The following is a 14,565-nucleotide window of genomic DNA, read 5'->3' as shown; positions in this document are numbered from 1 at the left end:
CGAACAGGGCCACGCCGTGTTGGCTGATTATCAACTTAGTTCGGCGCAACATCTCTTGACACCCGCCACGGCGGGTCCGCCTTGCCCCTCCCGCCCCCGGTGCGTGCTTCCTCAGTAGACGTCCCGCACATACCGTTTGTCGGACGCGAGCCGCTTGACGTACGCCGCCGCCTCGTCCTCGCCCAGGCCGCCGTGCACCACGGCGATGTCGTGCAGGGCCCGGTCGACGTCCTTGGCCATGCGGGAGGCGTCGCCGCAGACGTAGAAGTGGGCGCCGTCCCGCAGCCAGGACCACAGCTGCGAGCCGTGCTCGCGCATCCGGTCCTGCACATAGACCTTGGCGCGCTGGTCACGGGAGAAGGCGGTGTCCAGACGGCTGAGGACGCCGTCGGCGCGCAGGGCGGTCAGCTCCTCTTCGTAGTAGAAGTCCGTCGCCCGGTGCTGCTCGCCGAAGAACAGCCAGTTGGGGGCGTGGTGGCCGCGGGCCCGGCGCTCTTCCAGGAAGCCCACGAAGGGCGCGACACCGGTGCCGGGCCCTACCATCACCATGGGCGTGGCCGGGTCGGCGGGCGGACGGAAGGACGGGGCGCGCTGCACGTGCACCGGCACCTGCGCGCCGGGCTCGGCGTCGGCGAGGAACGGCGAGCAGACGCCCTGGCGGGGGCGGCCGGCCAGGTTCTCGTAGCGCACCACGGAGACCGTGAGGGAGACCAGGTGCGGGTCGGCCGCCGGGCTGGAGGAGATGGAGTACAGGCGCGGCTGGAGGCGTCCCAGCGTCCCCGCCCACTCCTGCGGCCCGGCCCGGACGCCGAACTCCGCGGCCACGTCGACGGCCTGCCGGCCCCAGGACCACTTCGCCAACTCCCCCTTGTTGTCCGGGCGCAGCAGCTTGCGCAGCTCGCGCGGGTCCCGGGTGCGCTCGGCGGTGAAGCGCAGCAGGGCGGGAGTGATGCGGGTGATGTCGAGATGGCGCAGCAGCGCTTCACCGAGGGGGACCTCGCCGGCCCCGCTCACCTCGACGGGGGCGTCGGCGTCGAGACCGGTCACGGCCAGCCACTCCGCCACCAGGTCCGGGGAGTTGAGGGGGTGCACGCCGAGGGCGTCGCCCGCCTCGTAGCCGAGCGGGGTGTCGTTGTCGCGGGTGTCGAAGGTGAAGCGGCGCACCTCCTTGCCGGAGCCCGGCAGGCTCAGCAGCCGGTTCCCGACGAGGCGGGCGGTGACGGGGGCGGGGCGCTTGGAGCGGGCCGGGGCGGGCGCCGCCGGCGGGGGCACGGTGGGGGCGGGCGCGGCGGCGGCACGGATGCCCGAGGGGTGGCGCGCAGGCGGGGGCGGTGCGGGCGCAGGTTCCGCGTTCTCCTTCAGCGCGGTGAGCACATGGTCGAGCCAGGCCTCCGCCTCGCTCTCGTAGTCGGGTTCGCAGTCGGTGCGGGGGGCGAGCCGTACGGCGCCCAGTTCGCCCAGCCGGTCGTCGAGGCGGCGGCCGTGCCCGCAGAAGTCGTCGTAGGAGGAGTCGCCGAAGGCGAGGACGGCGTAGCGCCGCCCCTCCAGGCGTCCCGCGTCGGGCGCGGCCAGGCCGTCCCAGAACCCGGCCCCGTTGTCGGGGGCGTCGCCGTCGCCGAACGTGCTGGTGATCAGCAGCAGGTCGGCGTCTCCGGGGAGCGCGGCGGGGTCGGCCTCGTCCATGGCGACGAGGGAGGCCGCGTGGCCGCCGTCGGTGAGCCGCCGGGCGGTGGCGGCGGCGAAGTCCTCGGCGTTGCCGGTCTGGGAGGCCCACAGGATCACGACGCTGCGGCCGGGAGCCGGCCGGGGCTCCGCGGTGCTGCGGGAGTACAGCCCGGCGAGGGTGCCGTTGACCCACAGGGCGTGCTCGAGGCTGAAGGGTGCGTCCGGGGGCAGGACGGGGACGCCGGGGGCGCCGGCCGGGATGCCGGCGAGGAAGCCCACGAGGTACTGCCGTTCGCGCGCCGTGAGGACCGGGGGCGGACTCGGCTCCAGGCCGAAGACGGCGGCGGCCTCGGGCCGCACGGCGGCCGGGGCGGCGAGCGCGCCGCCCGCGTCGGGCGGCTGCGGCCCCGCCGGCGTGATTCCGTTCGCCGAGGGCCCCACGCCGCTCGATGCGAGCGCACCCCCCGGTGTCTGCACGCTCACCGGCGTCGACACCTTCGTCAGCGCCACCGCGCACACCTTCAGCTCGGGCTGGAAGGACAGCGGGTCGACGGCGTCGCTGGTCACGGCGTTGACGCTGAGGTACTCGCCGAACAGGTCGTTCCAGTGGAACGGCGCGAAGCAGGAGCCGGGCAGCACCCGGTCGGTGACCACGGCGGGCAGCACGGCGCGCCCGCGCCGTGAGGCGACCTCGACGGAGTCGCCGTCGGCGACGCCGAGCCCGGCCGCGTCCTGCGGGTGCACCTCGACGAACGGGCCGGGGTCGAGCTTGTTGAGCTTGGCCACCTTGGCGGTCTTGGTCAGGGTGTGCCACTGGTGCTGGAGGCGGCCGGTGTTCAGCACGAACGGGTAGTCCTCGTCCGGCATCTCGGCCGGCGGGACGTGCGGACGGGCGTGGAAGACGGCACGGCCGCTCGGGGTGGCGAAGGTGAGGGAGCCGTCGGCGGCGACGTAGCGGATCGGGTTGCGGTCGGGGCCCTCGGGGTCGGCGGCGGGCCACTGCACCGGGGCGGCGCGCAGCCGGTCGTAGGAGACTCCGCGCAGGTCGTAACCGGTCTGCGGGTTGTGGAACCGCTTGATCTCCTCGAAGACCTCCTCCGCGCTGTCATGGCGGAAGCCGTCCTCGTACCCCATCGCCCTCGCGACCTCGGCGATGAGACGCCAGTCGGCGCGGGCCTCGCCGGGCGGGTCGGCGGCGGGGCGGGCGAGGGTGAGGTTGCGCTCGCTGTTGATGAGGACGCCCTCGGTCTCGGTCCACAGCGCGCCCGGCAGGACCACGTCGGCGTAGGCGTTGGTCTCGGTGTCGGCGAAGACGTCCTGGGTGACGACGAACTCGGCGGCCTCCAGTCCCTCGATGACCGTCTTGCGGTGGGCGACGGAGGCGACCGGGTTGGTGCAGATGATCCAGCAGGCCTTGATCTCGCCGTCGGCCATCTTCCGGAACATCTCCACCGTGCCCTTGCCGACGCCGTCGGCGCGGATCGTGCCCGGCGGCAGCCCCCACCGCTCCTCGACGAAGGCGCGGTCGGCGTCGACGAGCACGGACCGCTGGCCGGGGAGCCCGGGGCCCATGTAGCCCATCTCCCGCCCGCCCATCGCGTTCGGCTGGCCGGTGAGGGAGAAGGGGCCGCTGCCCGGGCGGCAGATCTTGCCGGTGGCGAGATGCAGGTTGACCAGGGCGTTGGTGTTCCAGGTGCCGTGGGTGGACTGGTTGAGGCCCATCGTCCAGCAGCTGGTCCACTCCCCCGCCTCGCCGATCAGCCGGGCCGCCTCGCGCAGGGCTTCCTCCGGGACACCGGTGATGCGGGCGACGGTGGCGGGCGGGTAGTCGGCGAGGAACTCCGGCATCGCCTCCCAGCCCTCGGTGTGGGCGGCGACGAACTCGGGGTCGGTGTGGCCGTTCTCGTGCAGCAGGTGCAGCAGGCCGTTGAGCAGGGCGAGGTCCGTACCCGGGTTGACCTGGAGGAACAGGTCCGCCTTCGCGGCGGTCGCGGTGCGGCGCGGGTCGACGACGATCAGCTTGGCGCCCGCCTTCACCCGGTCCATCAGCCGCAGGAAGAGGATCGGGTGGCAGTCGGCCATGTTGGAGCCGATGACGAGGAAGACGTCCGCCTTATCCAGGTCCTCGTACGAGCCGGGCGGGCCGTCGGCGCCGAGCGAGAGCTTGTAGCCGGTGCCGGCGCTCGCCATGCACAGCCGGGAGTTCGACTCGATCTGGTTGCTGCGCAGATAGCCCTTGACCAGCTTGTTCGCCAGATACTGCGCTTCGAGGCTCATCTGCCCGGAGACGTAGAGGGCGACCGCGTCGGGGCCGTACTCGTCGACGATCGCGCGCAGCCGGCGGGCCGTCTCGGCGACGGCCGCGTCCACGGGCGCGGGCCCCGGTTCCTCCCCGCGGTCGGCGCGGACGAGGGCGGTGGTGAGCCGGCCGGGCGCGGCGAGCATGTCGGCGGTGGTCGCGCCCTTGGTGCAGAGCCGGCCGCGGTTGGCGGGATGCTCCTTGTCGCCCGTCGCCTTGAGGACCGTGCGGCGTCCGTCCGGTCCGCGGCCGACGTCGAGGACCATGCCGCAGCCGACGCCGCAGTACGAGCAGACCGTGCGCACCTTCGTCGCGCTGTCGGTCCGCGGGTCCGGCACGGCCACGGGCGCCCCCTTCTGTCTGACGGTCGGCCTGATAAAAGCCTCTGCGAGCCTTCGGCGACCGTACGAACCGCGCATTACGCAGGTGTCTCCCGGACCGGCGGCCAGGGGTTAAGCCCGGCGCACAGCGGGGGGCGGGCGGGTGTGAGCAGGGAGCCGCCCCGGGGGGAGGAGGCGGCACCGGCCTCGCTCAGTCGAGACGCGCGGTGAACGCGGCGTACGCCCGCTCGTCGAAGAGGACGAACCTGGCCTCCTCGACCGCCGTGTCCATGGTTCGCACCGTGTCCACGGCGATCCGGGCGGCGTCGTCCATCGGCCAGCCGTAGACGCCGGCGGAGACGGCGGGGAACGCGACCGTGCGGGCGCCGAGTTCGTCGGCGACCCGCAGCGACTCCCGGTAGCAGGAGGCCAGCAGCTCCGAGCGGTCCTCGGTGGGGCTGTACACCGGGCCGACGGTGTGGATCACCCAGCGTGCGTCGAGCGCGCCGGCGGTGGTGGCGACGGCGCGGCCGGTGGGCAGGCCCTTGCCGTAGTGGGACGCGCGCAGGGCGCGGCACGCTTCGAGGATGGCGGGGCCGCCGCGCCGGTGGATGGCGCCGTCCACTCCTCCACCGCCGAGCAGCGAGGAGTTGGCCGCGTTGACCACGGCGTCCACGGACTGCCGGGTGATGTCGCCCTGCACGAAGGTGATGGCGGTCATGGCTCACGCTTCCTTTCATCGGCGGGTGCCCTGGGAGCGGCGGCGCGGGTCCGTCGCCCGGGCCGGCGGATCACGGCTCCTGCCGCAGCCTGCGCCAGACCGCCTTCGCCGCGTTGTGCCCGGACATGCCGTGGACGCCCGGCCCGGGCGGGGTGGCCGAGGAGCAGATGAAGACGGCCGGGTGCGGGGTGGAGTACGGGGACAGGGACAGTCGGGGGCGCAGCAGGAGCTGCAGTCCCGAGGCGGCGCCCGAACCGATGTCGCCGCCGACGTAGTTGGCGTTGCGGGCGGCGATCTCGGCGGGGCCGGCGACGGCCCGGGCCAGGACGCGGTCGCGGAAGTCCGGCGCGAAGCGCTCCAGTTGGCGTTCCATCACCTCGGTGAGGTCGCCGGTCCAGCCGCCCGGCACATGGGCGTACGCCCAGAAGACCTGCTTGCCGGCCGGGGCGCGGGTGGGGTCGACGACGCCGGGCTGCACGGTGATCATGAAGGGGCGCGTGGGCGGGCGGCCCTCCCGGGAGGCGGCGCGCAGGGCGGCGCCGATCTCCGCGCTGTCCGCGCCGATCTGGACCGTGGTGGCGGCCCTGGCCTCCGGGGCGGTCCAGGGGACCGGACCGTCCAGCGCGTAGTCGATCTTGAAGACGCCGGGGCCGTACTTGTAGCGCTCGTAGAAGCGGCCGAGGCCGGCGATGCGGGCGAGGGCGGTGGGCGAGGTGTCGAAGACGTAGGCGCGGGCCGGGGGCAGGTCGTCGAGGCGCTTGACCTCGTAGTCGGTGTGGATGGCGCCGCCCAGGTCGGTGAGGTAGCCGGCGAGGGCGTCGGAGAGGGCCTGGGAGCCGCCACGGGCCACCGGCCAGCCGCGGGCGTGCGCGGCGAGGGCGAAGACCAGGCCCACCGCGCTGGTGGCGAAGCCGCCGAGCGGGGCCATGACGTGGGCGACCAGACCGGCGAAAAGGGTCTTGGCGGGCTCGTCGCGGAAGCGCCGGGTGAGCCAGGTGGAGGGGGGCAGGCCGGCCAGTCCGAAGCGGGCCAGGGTGACCGGGTCGCGGGGCAGGGCGGTCAGCGGCAGGGACATGAAGTCCCGGACGAGGGTGTCCCATCGGGGCAGGAACGGTTCGACCAGCCTGCGGTACGCGCCCGCGTCGCGCGGCCCGAAGGAGGCCGCGGTCTCGGAGACCGAGCGGGACAGCACGGCGGCGCTGCCGTCGGGGAACGGATGCGCCATGGCCAGTTCGGAGTGCAGCCAGCGCAGGCCGTAGCGCTCCAGGGGCAGGGCGCGGAAGGCGGGCGAGTTGACGGCGAGGGGGTGCGCGGCGGAGCAGGGGTCGTGACGGAATCCGGGGAGGGTGAGTTCCTCGGTGCGGGCGCCGCCGCCCACCGTGTCCTTGGCTTCGAAGAGGGCCACGGAGAAGCCGCGCCTCGCCAGCTCCACGGCGGCGGTCAGACCGTTCGGTCCCGCCCCCACCACGACCACGTCAAGCATCGGCACTTCGGACCCCTTCGTCAGCCGGTGGCCTCCGGGTTCAGGATATGCCGGGGGTCTGACACGGCCGACGCGGCGGTGTCCTCCGGCGCCCCGGCACCGGCGGCTTCCGGCCTCTTGTTACGCGGGAAGGCCGCCCGGCGACTCAGCGCCGCCTCCGGTGAGCAGTTCCCGCACGCGTCGCGCGGTCGCCGCGTCGCGGGCCGCCGTGAACGGCAGGCTGTTGCCGCCGGTGATGCGGAACGGCTCGCCGCCGAGCGTGAGATGGGCGCCGCCGGCCTCCTCGACCAGCAGCAGTCCCGCCGCGTGGTCCCAGGCCGCCTCCCAGGAGAAGGCGGTGGCGTCCAGCTCGCCCCGGGCGATGGCGAGGTACTCCAGGCCGGCCGAGCCGCAGGGGCGCGGGGCGACGCCGTCCGTCCACAGCCCGAGCAGGGAGCGCTTCTGCTCGTCGGTGGTGTAGTCGGGGTGGGAGGTGGCCACGTCCAGTTCACGGCCGGGCGTGGGCGGGCCGGCGAAGAGCCGCTGCCCGTCGAGGAAGGCCCCGCCGCCGCGTACGGCGGTGGCGAGCCGGTCGAGGGCGGGGGCGTACGTCCAGGAGGCGAGCACGACGCCGTGGCGGGCGAGGGCGACCAGCGTGCAGAAGCCGTCGTCGCCGTGGACGAACTGCCGTGTGCCGTCGACCGGGTCGACGATCCAGACGAAGGCGTCGCCGCGTATCGCCTCGTACGTCGCCGGGTTGGCGTGGACCGCCTCCTCGCCGACGACGACCGAGCCGGGCAGCAGGGCGCCGAGGGCGTCGGTGAGGTACAGCTCGGCGTTGCGGTCGGCGTCGGTGACGAGGTCGTGCGGGCCGTTCTTCTGGTCGATCTCGTGCGCGGCGAGCTGCCGGAAGCGGGGCATGATCTCGGCCGCGGCGGCCTTGCGGACGGCTTCCTCCACGTCGGCCGAACGGCGGGCGAGAAACTCGTCGATGGTTTCCATGTCTTCGATCATGCCTCCATGAGAGCACGCCCCACTGACAATCCCCGCCGGGGCGGTGCACACCGGGTGGAATCCGGATGAAGAAGGGGCTCGCGCCGGTCCCCCTTCGGCAGCCCCTTCAACGGCCCAGTTCACCGGCCCACGGCGTAGCCCTGCGCGCCGCGCGGGTTCGCCGCCGCCGACAGGATCCCGGTCCGCGGGTCGCGGGCGACCACGCAGAGGCGGCCCTCCGACCATGCGGCGCCGACGGTCACGTCGTGGCCGCGCCGGCGCAGCTCCTCGACGACCTCCGCGGGCATGCGGGACTCGACGGTGAGGCTGCCGGGGCGCATGCCGCGCGGGTAGAACGAGCCCGGGAAGGAGTCGTTGTGCCAGTTCGGCGCGTCGATCGCGCCCTGGAGGTCGAGGCCGCCGCGCACGCGCGTGCGGAGGGCGACGGCGAGCAGGAAGTGCAGCTGCCACTGGTCCTGCTGGTCGCCGCCGGGCGTGCCGAAGGCCAGCGCCGGGACGCCGTCGCGCAGGGCGATGGTGGGGGTGAGGGTGGTGCGGGGACGGCGGCCCGGTGTGAGGGTGTTCGGCAGGCCCTCGGTCAGCCATGTCATCTGCAGCCGGGTGCCCAGCGGGAAGCCCAGCTCGGGCACGACCGGGTTGGACTGGAGCCAGCCCCCGCTGGGGGTGGCGGCGACCATGTTGCCCCAGCGGTCGACGACGTCGAGGTGGCAGGTGTCGCCGCGGGTCAGCCCTTGCCCGTCGACCTCGGGTTCGCCCGGCACGGGCGAGGACGGCGCCTTGGCGACGGTCGGCTCGCCGACGCCCATCGGGCTGAAGCCGGGCTCGTCGGACAGGACCACGCACGCGTGCTCGCTCAGTCGGGGCACGCGCCCGCCGGGTGCGCCGGGCCGCAGCTCGTACGACGCCTTGTCGGCGACGAGAGCGCGCCGCCCGGCGTTGTAGGAGTCCGAGAGCAGTTCGGCGAGCGGGACGCCGGCCGCGTCGCCGTACCAGGCCTCGCGGTCGGCCATGGCGAGCTTGCAGCCCTCGACGAGCAGGTGGACGTAGTCGGCGGAGCCGTAGGGGGGCAGTTCGGGCGGGAGGAGGGCGAGTTGCTGGAGGAGGGCGGGTCCCTGGCTCCACGGGCCGGCCTTGCACACGGTCCAGCCGTTCCAGTCGTACGTCGCCGGCGCCTCGTACGTCGCGGACCAGGCGGCGAGGTCGTCGGCGGTGAGGGTGCCGGTGTGGTGGGCGCCGCTGGTGTCCAGGGTGGGGCGGCGCGCCTGGCGGACCAGCGCGTCCGCGACGAACCCGGTGCGCCACACCTGCCGCGCGGCCTCGATCCGGGCCTCTCGGTCGCCGGCGCCCTCGGTCTCGGCGAGCAGCCGCCGCCAGGTGGCCGCCAGGGCGGGGTTGCGGAACAGCCGGCCGGGTCGGGGTGCTTGTCCGCCGGGGAGGTACACCTCGGCGGAGGAGGTCCATTCCGTCTCGAACAGCTCGCGTACGGTCTCGACGGTCGCGCCGAGGTTCTCCACGGGCGGGTGGCCGTCCTCGGCGTACCCGACGGCGTACTTCAGCACGTCGGCGAGGGACTTGGTGCCGTGGTCGCGCAGCAGGAGCATCCAGGCGTCGAACGCGCCGGGGACGGCGGCGGCGAGCGGTCCGGTGCCGGGGACGAGGTCCAGGCCGAGCGCCTTGTAGTGCGCGGCCGTCGCCCCGGCGGGCGCGACGCCCTGCCCGCACAGCACCCGCACCTCACCGCCGGCCGGCGCCAGCAGGATCGGCACTTCGCCGGCGGGCCCGTTGAGATGCGGCTCGACGACATGCAGCACGAACGCCCCGGCCACGGCGGCGTCGTAGGCGTTGCCCCCGTCCTCCAGCACGGCCATGGCCGACTGCGAGGCCAGCCAGTGAGTGGACGAGACCATGCCGAAGGTGCCCTGGAGGGTGGGGCGGGTGGTGAACAAGGGGGCTCCTCACTGCACGGCGGTCCGTCCCGCGATCGTACGGATGCGGTGCGATCGGAGCGGGGCCCGTGTGAGGGTTGTGTCACTGTCGCCGTGCGCTGAGCGTTCGCTCTTTCGCCGGGCGGGCAGTCATGTGACACTGGCGTACCCGTCCGTATCGCGGGCCGCGTCCGCCTCGTCCTGACGAAAGAGCGCCGTGCGTTCTCTGCCCCTGCCGCTCGCGCTCACCGCGCGCATCTCCCCCGTGGCCGTGCTCGCCTGCGCGGGCTGGGCGTTGACCTCCGGTCCGCTCACCTCGGCGCAGAGCACCGACGCCGCAACGACGCAGAAGCCCCCCTCGCGGTCGCAGAGCGCGCCGTCCTCCACGGCGGTGTCGAAGACGTACGCCTCCGCGCCCGCGCCCTGCGCGGGGGTGGCCGCGAAGACCGTCGCCTCGCTGGTGCCGGGGGCGAAGGCGGAGGGCAAGGAGATCCCCTCCACCGACACCACGCTGCGCCGCACCTGCTCCTGGAACGCCCTCAAGGGCTACGACTACCGCTGGCTCGACGTCTCGTTCGAGCTGATGGACTCGGACGAGGCGGCGCAGGCCTCGTACAAGGAGCGGGTCGGGGACAAGAGCGGCGGCGGGGCGGTGCCGGGGCTCGGCGACGAGGGGTATTCGGTGGTCAACCTGGCCACCGAGGACAAGCAGCAGACCCGTGAGGGCACGGTGTTCGCCCGGGTGGCCAACGCGCTGGTGGTCGTGACGTACAACGGCAGCGACTTCGAGACGCAGAAGGCGCCCGGCACGGACGAGATCAACAAGGGTGCGATCAAGGCGGCGAAGGAAGCGGTGGCCGCGTTGCGGGCCGGCGCGAAGAGCTGAACTCCTCGAGCCGGCCCGCTCGTTCGCGGTCGGGGCGGCGGCTCAGGCGGTGGTCTGCTCGCGCCTTCCGCTCAGCAGCATCAGGGCGACGTAGAGCGCCATCGAGGTACCCAGGCCCACCGCCCAGCCGTAGTCGGCGAGCGGCTCCAGGGCGGGGACGGGCCGGCCGTCGATGAGCGGTTCGAAGCTGGCGCCGCCGACGGCGAGGACACCGCCGACGACGAAGGCGACGACCGCCCGCCAGTTCCAGCCGCCGTCGTACCAGTACCGTCCGCCCGTGCGGTACAGGTCGCTCAGGTCGAGCCGGCCGCGGCGCAGGATCCAGTAGTCGGCGATGAGGATGCCGGCGACGGTGCCGAGCAGTCCGCCGACCAGGCCGAGCCAGGTGAAGATGTAGCCCTGCGGGTCGGAGTACAGCTTCCACGGGAAGATCAGCACGCCGAGGACGCAGGTGGCGAGGGCGCCGGTCCGGAAACTGATCTTCCGGGGCGCGATGTTGGAGAAGTCGAACGCCGGTGAGACGAGGTTCGCGGCGATGTTGACCGACAGGGTCGCCACCAGCACCGTGACCAGCGCGAAGAGCAGGCCGACGGCGTTGTCCGTCTTGGCGGCGAGCTGGACCGGGTCCCAGATGGTCTCGCCGTAGACCGCCTGCGAGCCGGAGGTGACCATCACCGACAGCAGCGCGAACAACGTCATGGTGGTGGGCAGGCCGAGCGCCTGTCCCCAGGTCTGCGCCTTCTGGGACTTGCCGTAGCGGGTGAAGTCGGGGATGTTCAGCGACAGCGTGGACCAGAAGCCGATCATGCCCATGAGCGACGGCCAGAACAGTTTCCAGAAGTCTCCGCCCCAGCCGAGCTTGGAGGGCTGGTCGAGCAGCGGGCCGAAGCCGCCGGCCTTGTCGCTCATCCAGACCAGCATGACGAGCGCGCCGACGAGGACGAAGGGCGCGGCCCAGTTCTCGAAGCGGCGGATCGTCTCCATGCCCCGGTAGATGATCGCGACCTGGATCGCCCAGAAGATCGCGAACGACAGCCACATCGTCCAGGCGTACCCGCCGATCTTCCCGGCGTCGCTCCAGCCGTTCCCGATGAGTTTGCCGGCGAGGAAGTAGATCGCCTCGCCGCCGATCCAGGTCTGGATGCCGAACCATCCGCACGCCACCAACGCCCGCACGACGGCGGGAAGGTTGGCGCCGCGGATGCCGAAGGAGGCGCGGGCGAAGACCGGGAAGGGAATGCCGTACTTGGGTCCAGCGTGCCCGGTGAGCAGCATCGGGACCAACACGATCACGTTGGCCAGCGCGATGGTGAACACCGCCTGCTTCCAGTCCATGCCGACGGCGATCAGACCGGAGGCGAGCGTCCATGACGCCGTGTTGTGGGCCATGCCCACCCAGAGCGCGGAGAAGTTGTACGTGGTCCAGGTGCGCTTGTCGACGGGGACCGGCAGCAGGTCCGCGTTGGCGTAGGGGCCGCTGGGCTGCGGCGAACCGGGGGCGATCTCCACCCGGCCGTCGGCGCGGGTGACTTGGGCGGTCGGGGGTATGGCCGTGGGAGCGGTGTCGGTCATGGGCAGGCCAATCAAACGAGAGGTGGATCCGGAAAGGCCGTGCGGGTCTTTCGGCCCCCTCCCCGCCTTGCGCGGCGGGGAGGGGAGAACTGGGGTGGGGGGTCGGGGAGCCCGGCTCCGGGGTCGGGAAGCCCGGCTCCGGGGCTGCGGGTCAGGCGTTGATCGCGGGGATGACCGTGGCGCCGTAGGCGTCGATGACCTTCTCCTGCGCGTCGTGCATGTCGTAGAGGGCGAACTGGTCCACGCCCAGCTCGCGCAGTGCCCGGAGTTTCTCGATGTGCCGCTCGGCGGTGCCGATCAGGCAGAACCGGTCGACGATCTCGTCGGGGACGAACTCGGTGTCGGGGTTGCCGCTGCGGCCGTGGTGGGAGTAGTCGTACCCCTGGCGGGACTTGATGTAGTCGGTGAGTTCCTCCGGGACCTGGGCGGAGTGCTCGCCGTACTTGGACACCAGGTCGGCGACGTGGTTGCCGACCATGCCGCCGAACCAGCGGCACTGGTCGCGGGCGTGGGCGAGGGCCTCGGGCGAGTCGTCGTCGGTGACGTAGGCCGGGGCGGCGACGCAGATCGTCACCTCGGACGGGTCGCGGCCGGCGGCGACGGCGGCGTCCTTGACGGCTTTCACCATGTACTCGGTGAGGTAGAGGTCGGCGAGCTGGAGGATGAAGCCGTCGGCCTCCTCGCCGGTCATCTTCAGCGCCTTGGGGCCGTAGGCGGCCATCCAGACGGGGAGTTCGGCGCCTTCCCCGATCCAGGGGAACCTGACGACGGTCCCGCCGAGGTCGGCCTCCTGGCCCGAGCCGAGAGCCCTGATGACCTTCATCGCGGCGCTGATCCGGGCGAGGGTGTTGGGGGTGCGCCCGGCGACGCGCATCGCGGAGTCGCCCCGGCCGATGCCGCACACCGTGCGGTTGCCGAACATGTCGTTGAGGGTGGCGAAGGTGGAGGCGGTGACCTCCCAGGTGCGGGTGCCCGGGTTGGTGACCATCGGGCCGACCCTCAACCTGCTCGTGTTGGCGAGGATCTGACTGTAGATCACGAACGGCTCCTGCCAGAGCACGGCGGAGTCGAAGGTCCAGCCGTGGGTGAAGCCGTTGTTCTCGGCCCGCCGCATCAGGTCGATGACCTTCGAGGCCGGCGGATCCGTCTGCAGGACGAGTCCGAAGTCCATGGCGCCGCTCCCTAGTTGAGGTACTGACAGGTCGAGCGCGGGGTGTAGACGCCGTGACCGGCGCGTCCGGTGAACTCCCGCTCGGTGATGACGGGTTCGCCCCGCGACAGGACCGTCTCGACGCGGCCGGTGATCCGCCTGCCCTCGTACGCCGAGTAGTCGACGTTCATGTGGTGGGTCTCGGCGGAGACGATCTGCTCGGCGTGCGGGTCGTAGACGACGATGTCGGCGTCCGCGCCCGGGGCGACGGTGCCCTTCTTCGGGTACATGCCGAACATGCGGGCCGGCGTGGCGCAGGCGATCTCGATCCAGCGTCGGCGGGAGATGCGCCCGTCGACGACGGCCTGGTGGAGCAGGTCCATCCGGTTCTCCACGCCCGGCAGGCCGTTGGGGATCTTGGAGAAGTCGCCCCGGCCCAGCTCCTTCTGGCCCACGAAGCAGAAGGGGCAGTGGTCGGTGGAGACCACCTGGAGGTCGTTGGTCCGCAGGCCCTGCCACAGCTTGGCCTGGTGCTCCCGGGGGCGCAGCGGGGTGGAGCAGACGTACTTGGCGCCCTCGAAGCCGGGTTCGGCGAGGTTGTCCGTGGACAGGAACAGGTACTGCGGGCAGGTCTCGCCGAAGACGTTCAGGCCCTCGTCGCGCGCCCGCGCCAGTTCGGCGACCGCCTCCATCGCCGAGACGTGCACGACGTACAGGGGCGCGCCCGCGACCTGGGCGAGCCTGATGGCCCGGTGGGTGGCCTCGGCCTCCAGCAGGGCCTTGCGGACCTCGCCGTGGTAGCGGGGGTCGGTCTCGCCGCGGGCGAGCGCCTGCTCCACCAGGACGTCGATCGCGATGCCGTTCTCGGCGTGCATCATGATCAGGCCGCCGTTGTCGGCGGAACGCTGCATGGCGCGCAGGATCTGCCCGTCGTCGCTGTAGAAGACGCCGGGGTACGCCATGAACTGCTTGAAGGAGGTGACGCCCTCCTCCACCAGCAGGTCCATCTCCTTGAGCGTCTCCTCGTTCACGTCGGAGACGATCATGTGGAAGCCGTAGTCGATCGCGCAGTTGCCCTCGGCCTTGGCGTGCCAGGCGTCCAGGCCCTCGCGCAGGGTGTGGCCGACGCTCTGCACGGCGAAGTCGACGATGGTGGTGGTGCCGCCCCAGGCGGCGGCCCGGGTGCCGGTCTCGAAGGTGTCGGAGGCGAAGGTGCCGCCGAACGGCAGCTCCATGTGGGTGTGGACGTCGACCCCGCCCGGGATGACGTACTTCCCGGTGGCGTCGATGCTCCGCTCGGCGGTCCAGGCCTCGGCGGCCGGGGTGCCGGAGGCGGCGAGGGCGGCGATCCGGCCGTCCTCGATCAGGACGTCGGCGTGGATCTCGTCGGACGCGGTGACGACGAGACCGTTCCGGATGACGGTACGGCTGCTCATGGGTTGACTCCGCTGGGTTGTGGTCGTGTGCGGGTCGTCGTGGGCCGGTGGCGCTCACGCGGCGGAAGCCGCGTGTCGGGCGGGGCCCCGCGCCCCTGAAGGGCTGCGCCCTTCA

9 protein-coding genes are annotated in these 14,565 nt (G+C 72.8%); 1 reads left to right on the top strand and 8 read right to left on the bottom strand.

What is annotated here, in order from left to right:
• Nucleotides 1-111: 111 nt before the first annotated feature.
• From ACFYXA_RS02535 to ACFYXA_RS02515, 5 genes are all read right to left on the bottom strand, one after another.
• Nucleotides 112-4,230, bottom strand: coding sequence for a molybdopterin-dependent oxidoreductase (locus ACFYXA_RS02535; RefSeq protein WP_389029015.1), 4,119 nt, complete (start codon nucleotides 4,228-4,230; stop codon nucleotides 112-114).
• 265 nt (nucleotides 4,231-4,495) lie between these two features.
• Complete coding sequence (locus tag ACFYXA_RS02530; RefSeq protein WP_352249817.1) at nucleotides 4,496-5,005, bottom strand: O-acetyl-ADP-ribose deacetylase; 510 nt, start codon at nucleotides 5,003-5,005, stop codon at nucleotides 4,496-4,498.
• A gap of 70 nt (nucleotides 5,006-5,075) precedes the next feature.
• Nucleotides 5,076-6,488, bottom strand: coding sequence for an NAD(P)/FAD-dependent oxidoreductase (locus tag ACFYXA_RS02525; protein ID WP_352249886.1), 1,413 nt, complete (start codon nucleotides 6,486-6,488; stop codon nucleotides 5,076-5,078).
• A gap of 120 nt (nucleotides 6,489-6,608) precedes the next feature.
• A complete protein-coding gene (locus ACFYXA_RS02520) occupies nucleotides 6,609-7,481 on the bottom strand; it encodes an inositol monophosphatase family protein (RefSeq protein ID WP_352249815.1) in 873 nt (290 codons plus the stop codon).
• A 119-nt stretch (nucleotides 7,482-7,600) separates the two neighbouring features.
• Nucleotides 7,601-9,427 carry a gamma-glutamyltransferase gene (locus tag ACFYXA_RS02515; RefSeq protein ID WP_352249813.1) on the bottom strand — a complete coding sequence of 609 codons (1,827 nt, stop codon included), beginning with the start codon at nucleotides 9,425-9,427 and terminating at the stop codon, nucleotides 7,601-7,603.
• A 196-nt stretch (nucleotides 9,428-9,623) separates the two neighbouring features.
• Here ACFYXA_RS02515 and ACFYXA_RS02510 point away from each other — a divergent pair, with 196 nt between their 5' ends.
• Nucleotides 9,624-10,292, top strand: a complete 669-nt coding sequence (locus ACFYXA_RS02510; RefSeq protein ID WP_352249811.1) for a hypothetical protein — start codon at nucleotides 9,624-9,626, stop codon at nucleotides 10,290-10,292.
• A gap of 42 nt (nucleotides 10,293-10,334) precedes the next feature.
• Here the strand turns inward: ACFYXA_RS02510 and ACFYXA_RS02505 are convergent, their stop codons facing one another.
• The 3 genes from ACFYXA_RS02505 to hydA all read right to left on the bottom strand — a co-directional run bounded on the left by ACFYXA_RS02505 (nucleotide 10,335) and on the right by hydA (nucleotide 14,450).
• Nucleotides 10,335-11,864 carry an NCS1 family nucleobase:cation symporter-1 gene (locus ACFYXA_RS02505; protein WP_352249809.1) on the bottom strand — a complete coding sequence of 510 codons (1,530 nt, stop codon included), beginning with the start codon at nucleotides 11,862-11,864 and terminating at the stop codon, nucleotides 10,335-10,337.
• 151 nt (nucleotides 11,865-12,015) lie between these two features.
• Nucleotides 12,016-13,035, bottom strand: a complete 1,020-nt coding sequence (locus ACFYXA_RS02500; protein ID WP_352249807.1) for a TIGR03842 family LLM class F420-dependent oxidoreductase — start codon at nucleotides 13,033-13,035, stop codon at nucleotides 12,016-12,018.
• An 11-nt stretch (nucleotides 13,036-13,046) separates the two neighbouring features.
• On the bottom strand, nucleotides 13,047-14,450 hold the full coding sequence (hydA, locus tag ACFYXA_RS02495; RefSeq protein ID WP_389027588.1) for a dihydropyrimidinase: 1,404 nt from the start codon (nucleotides 14,448-14,450) through the stop codon (nucleotides 13,047-13,049).
• Nucleotides 14,451-14,565 lie beyond the last annotated feature (115 nt).

Source organism: Streptomyces sp. NPDC002566 (genome assembly GCF_042889585.1).
In the GTDB taxonomy this organism is placed as follows: Bacteria; Actinomycetota; Actinomycetes; order Streptomycetales; family Streptomycetaceae; genus Streptomyces.
The sequence above is the reverse complement of the archived record's forward strand: the minus strand, read 5'-3'. Positions and strand labels throughout refer to the sequence as shown.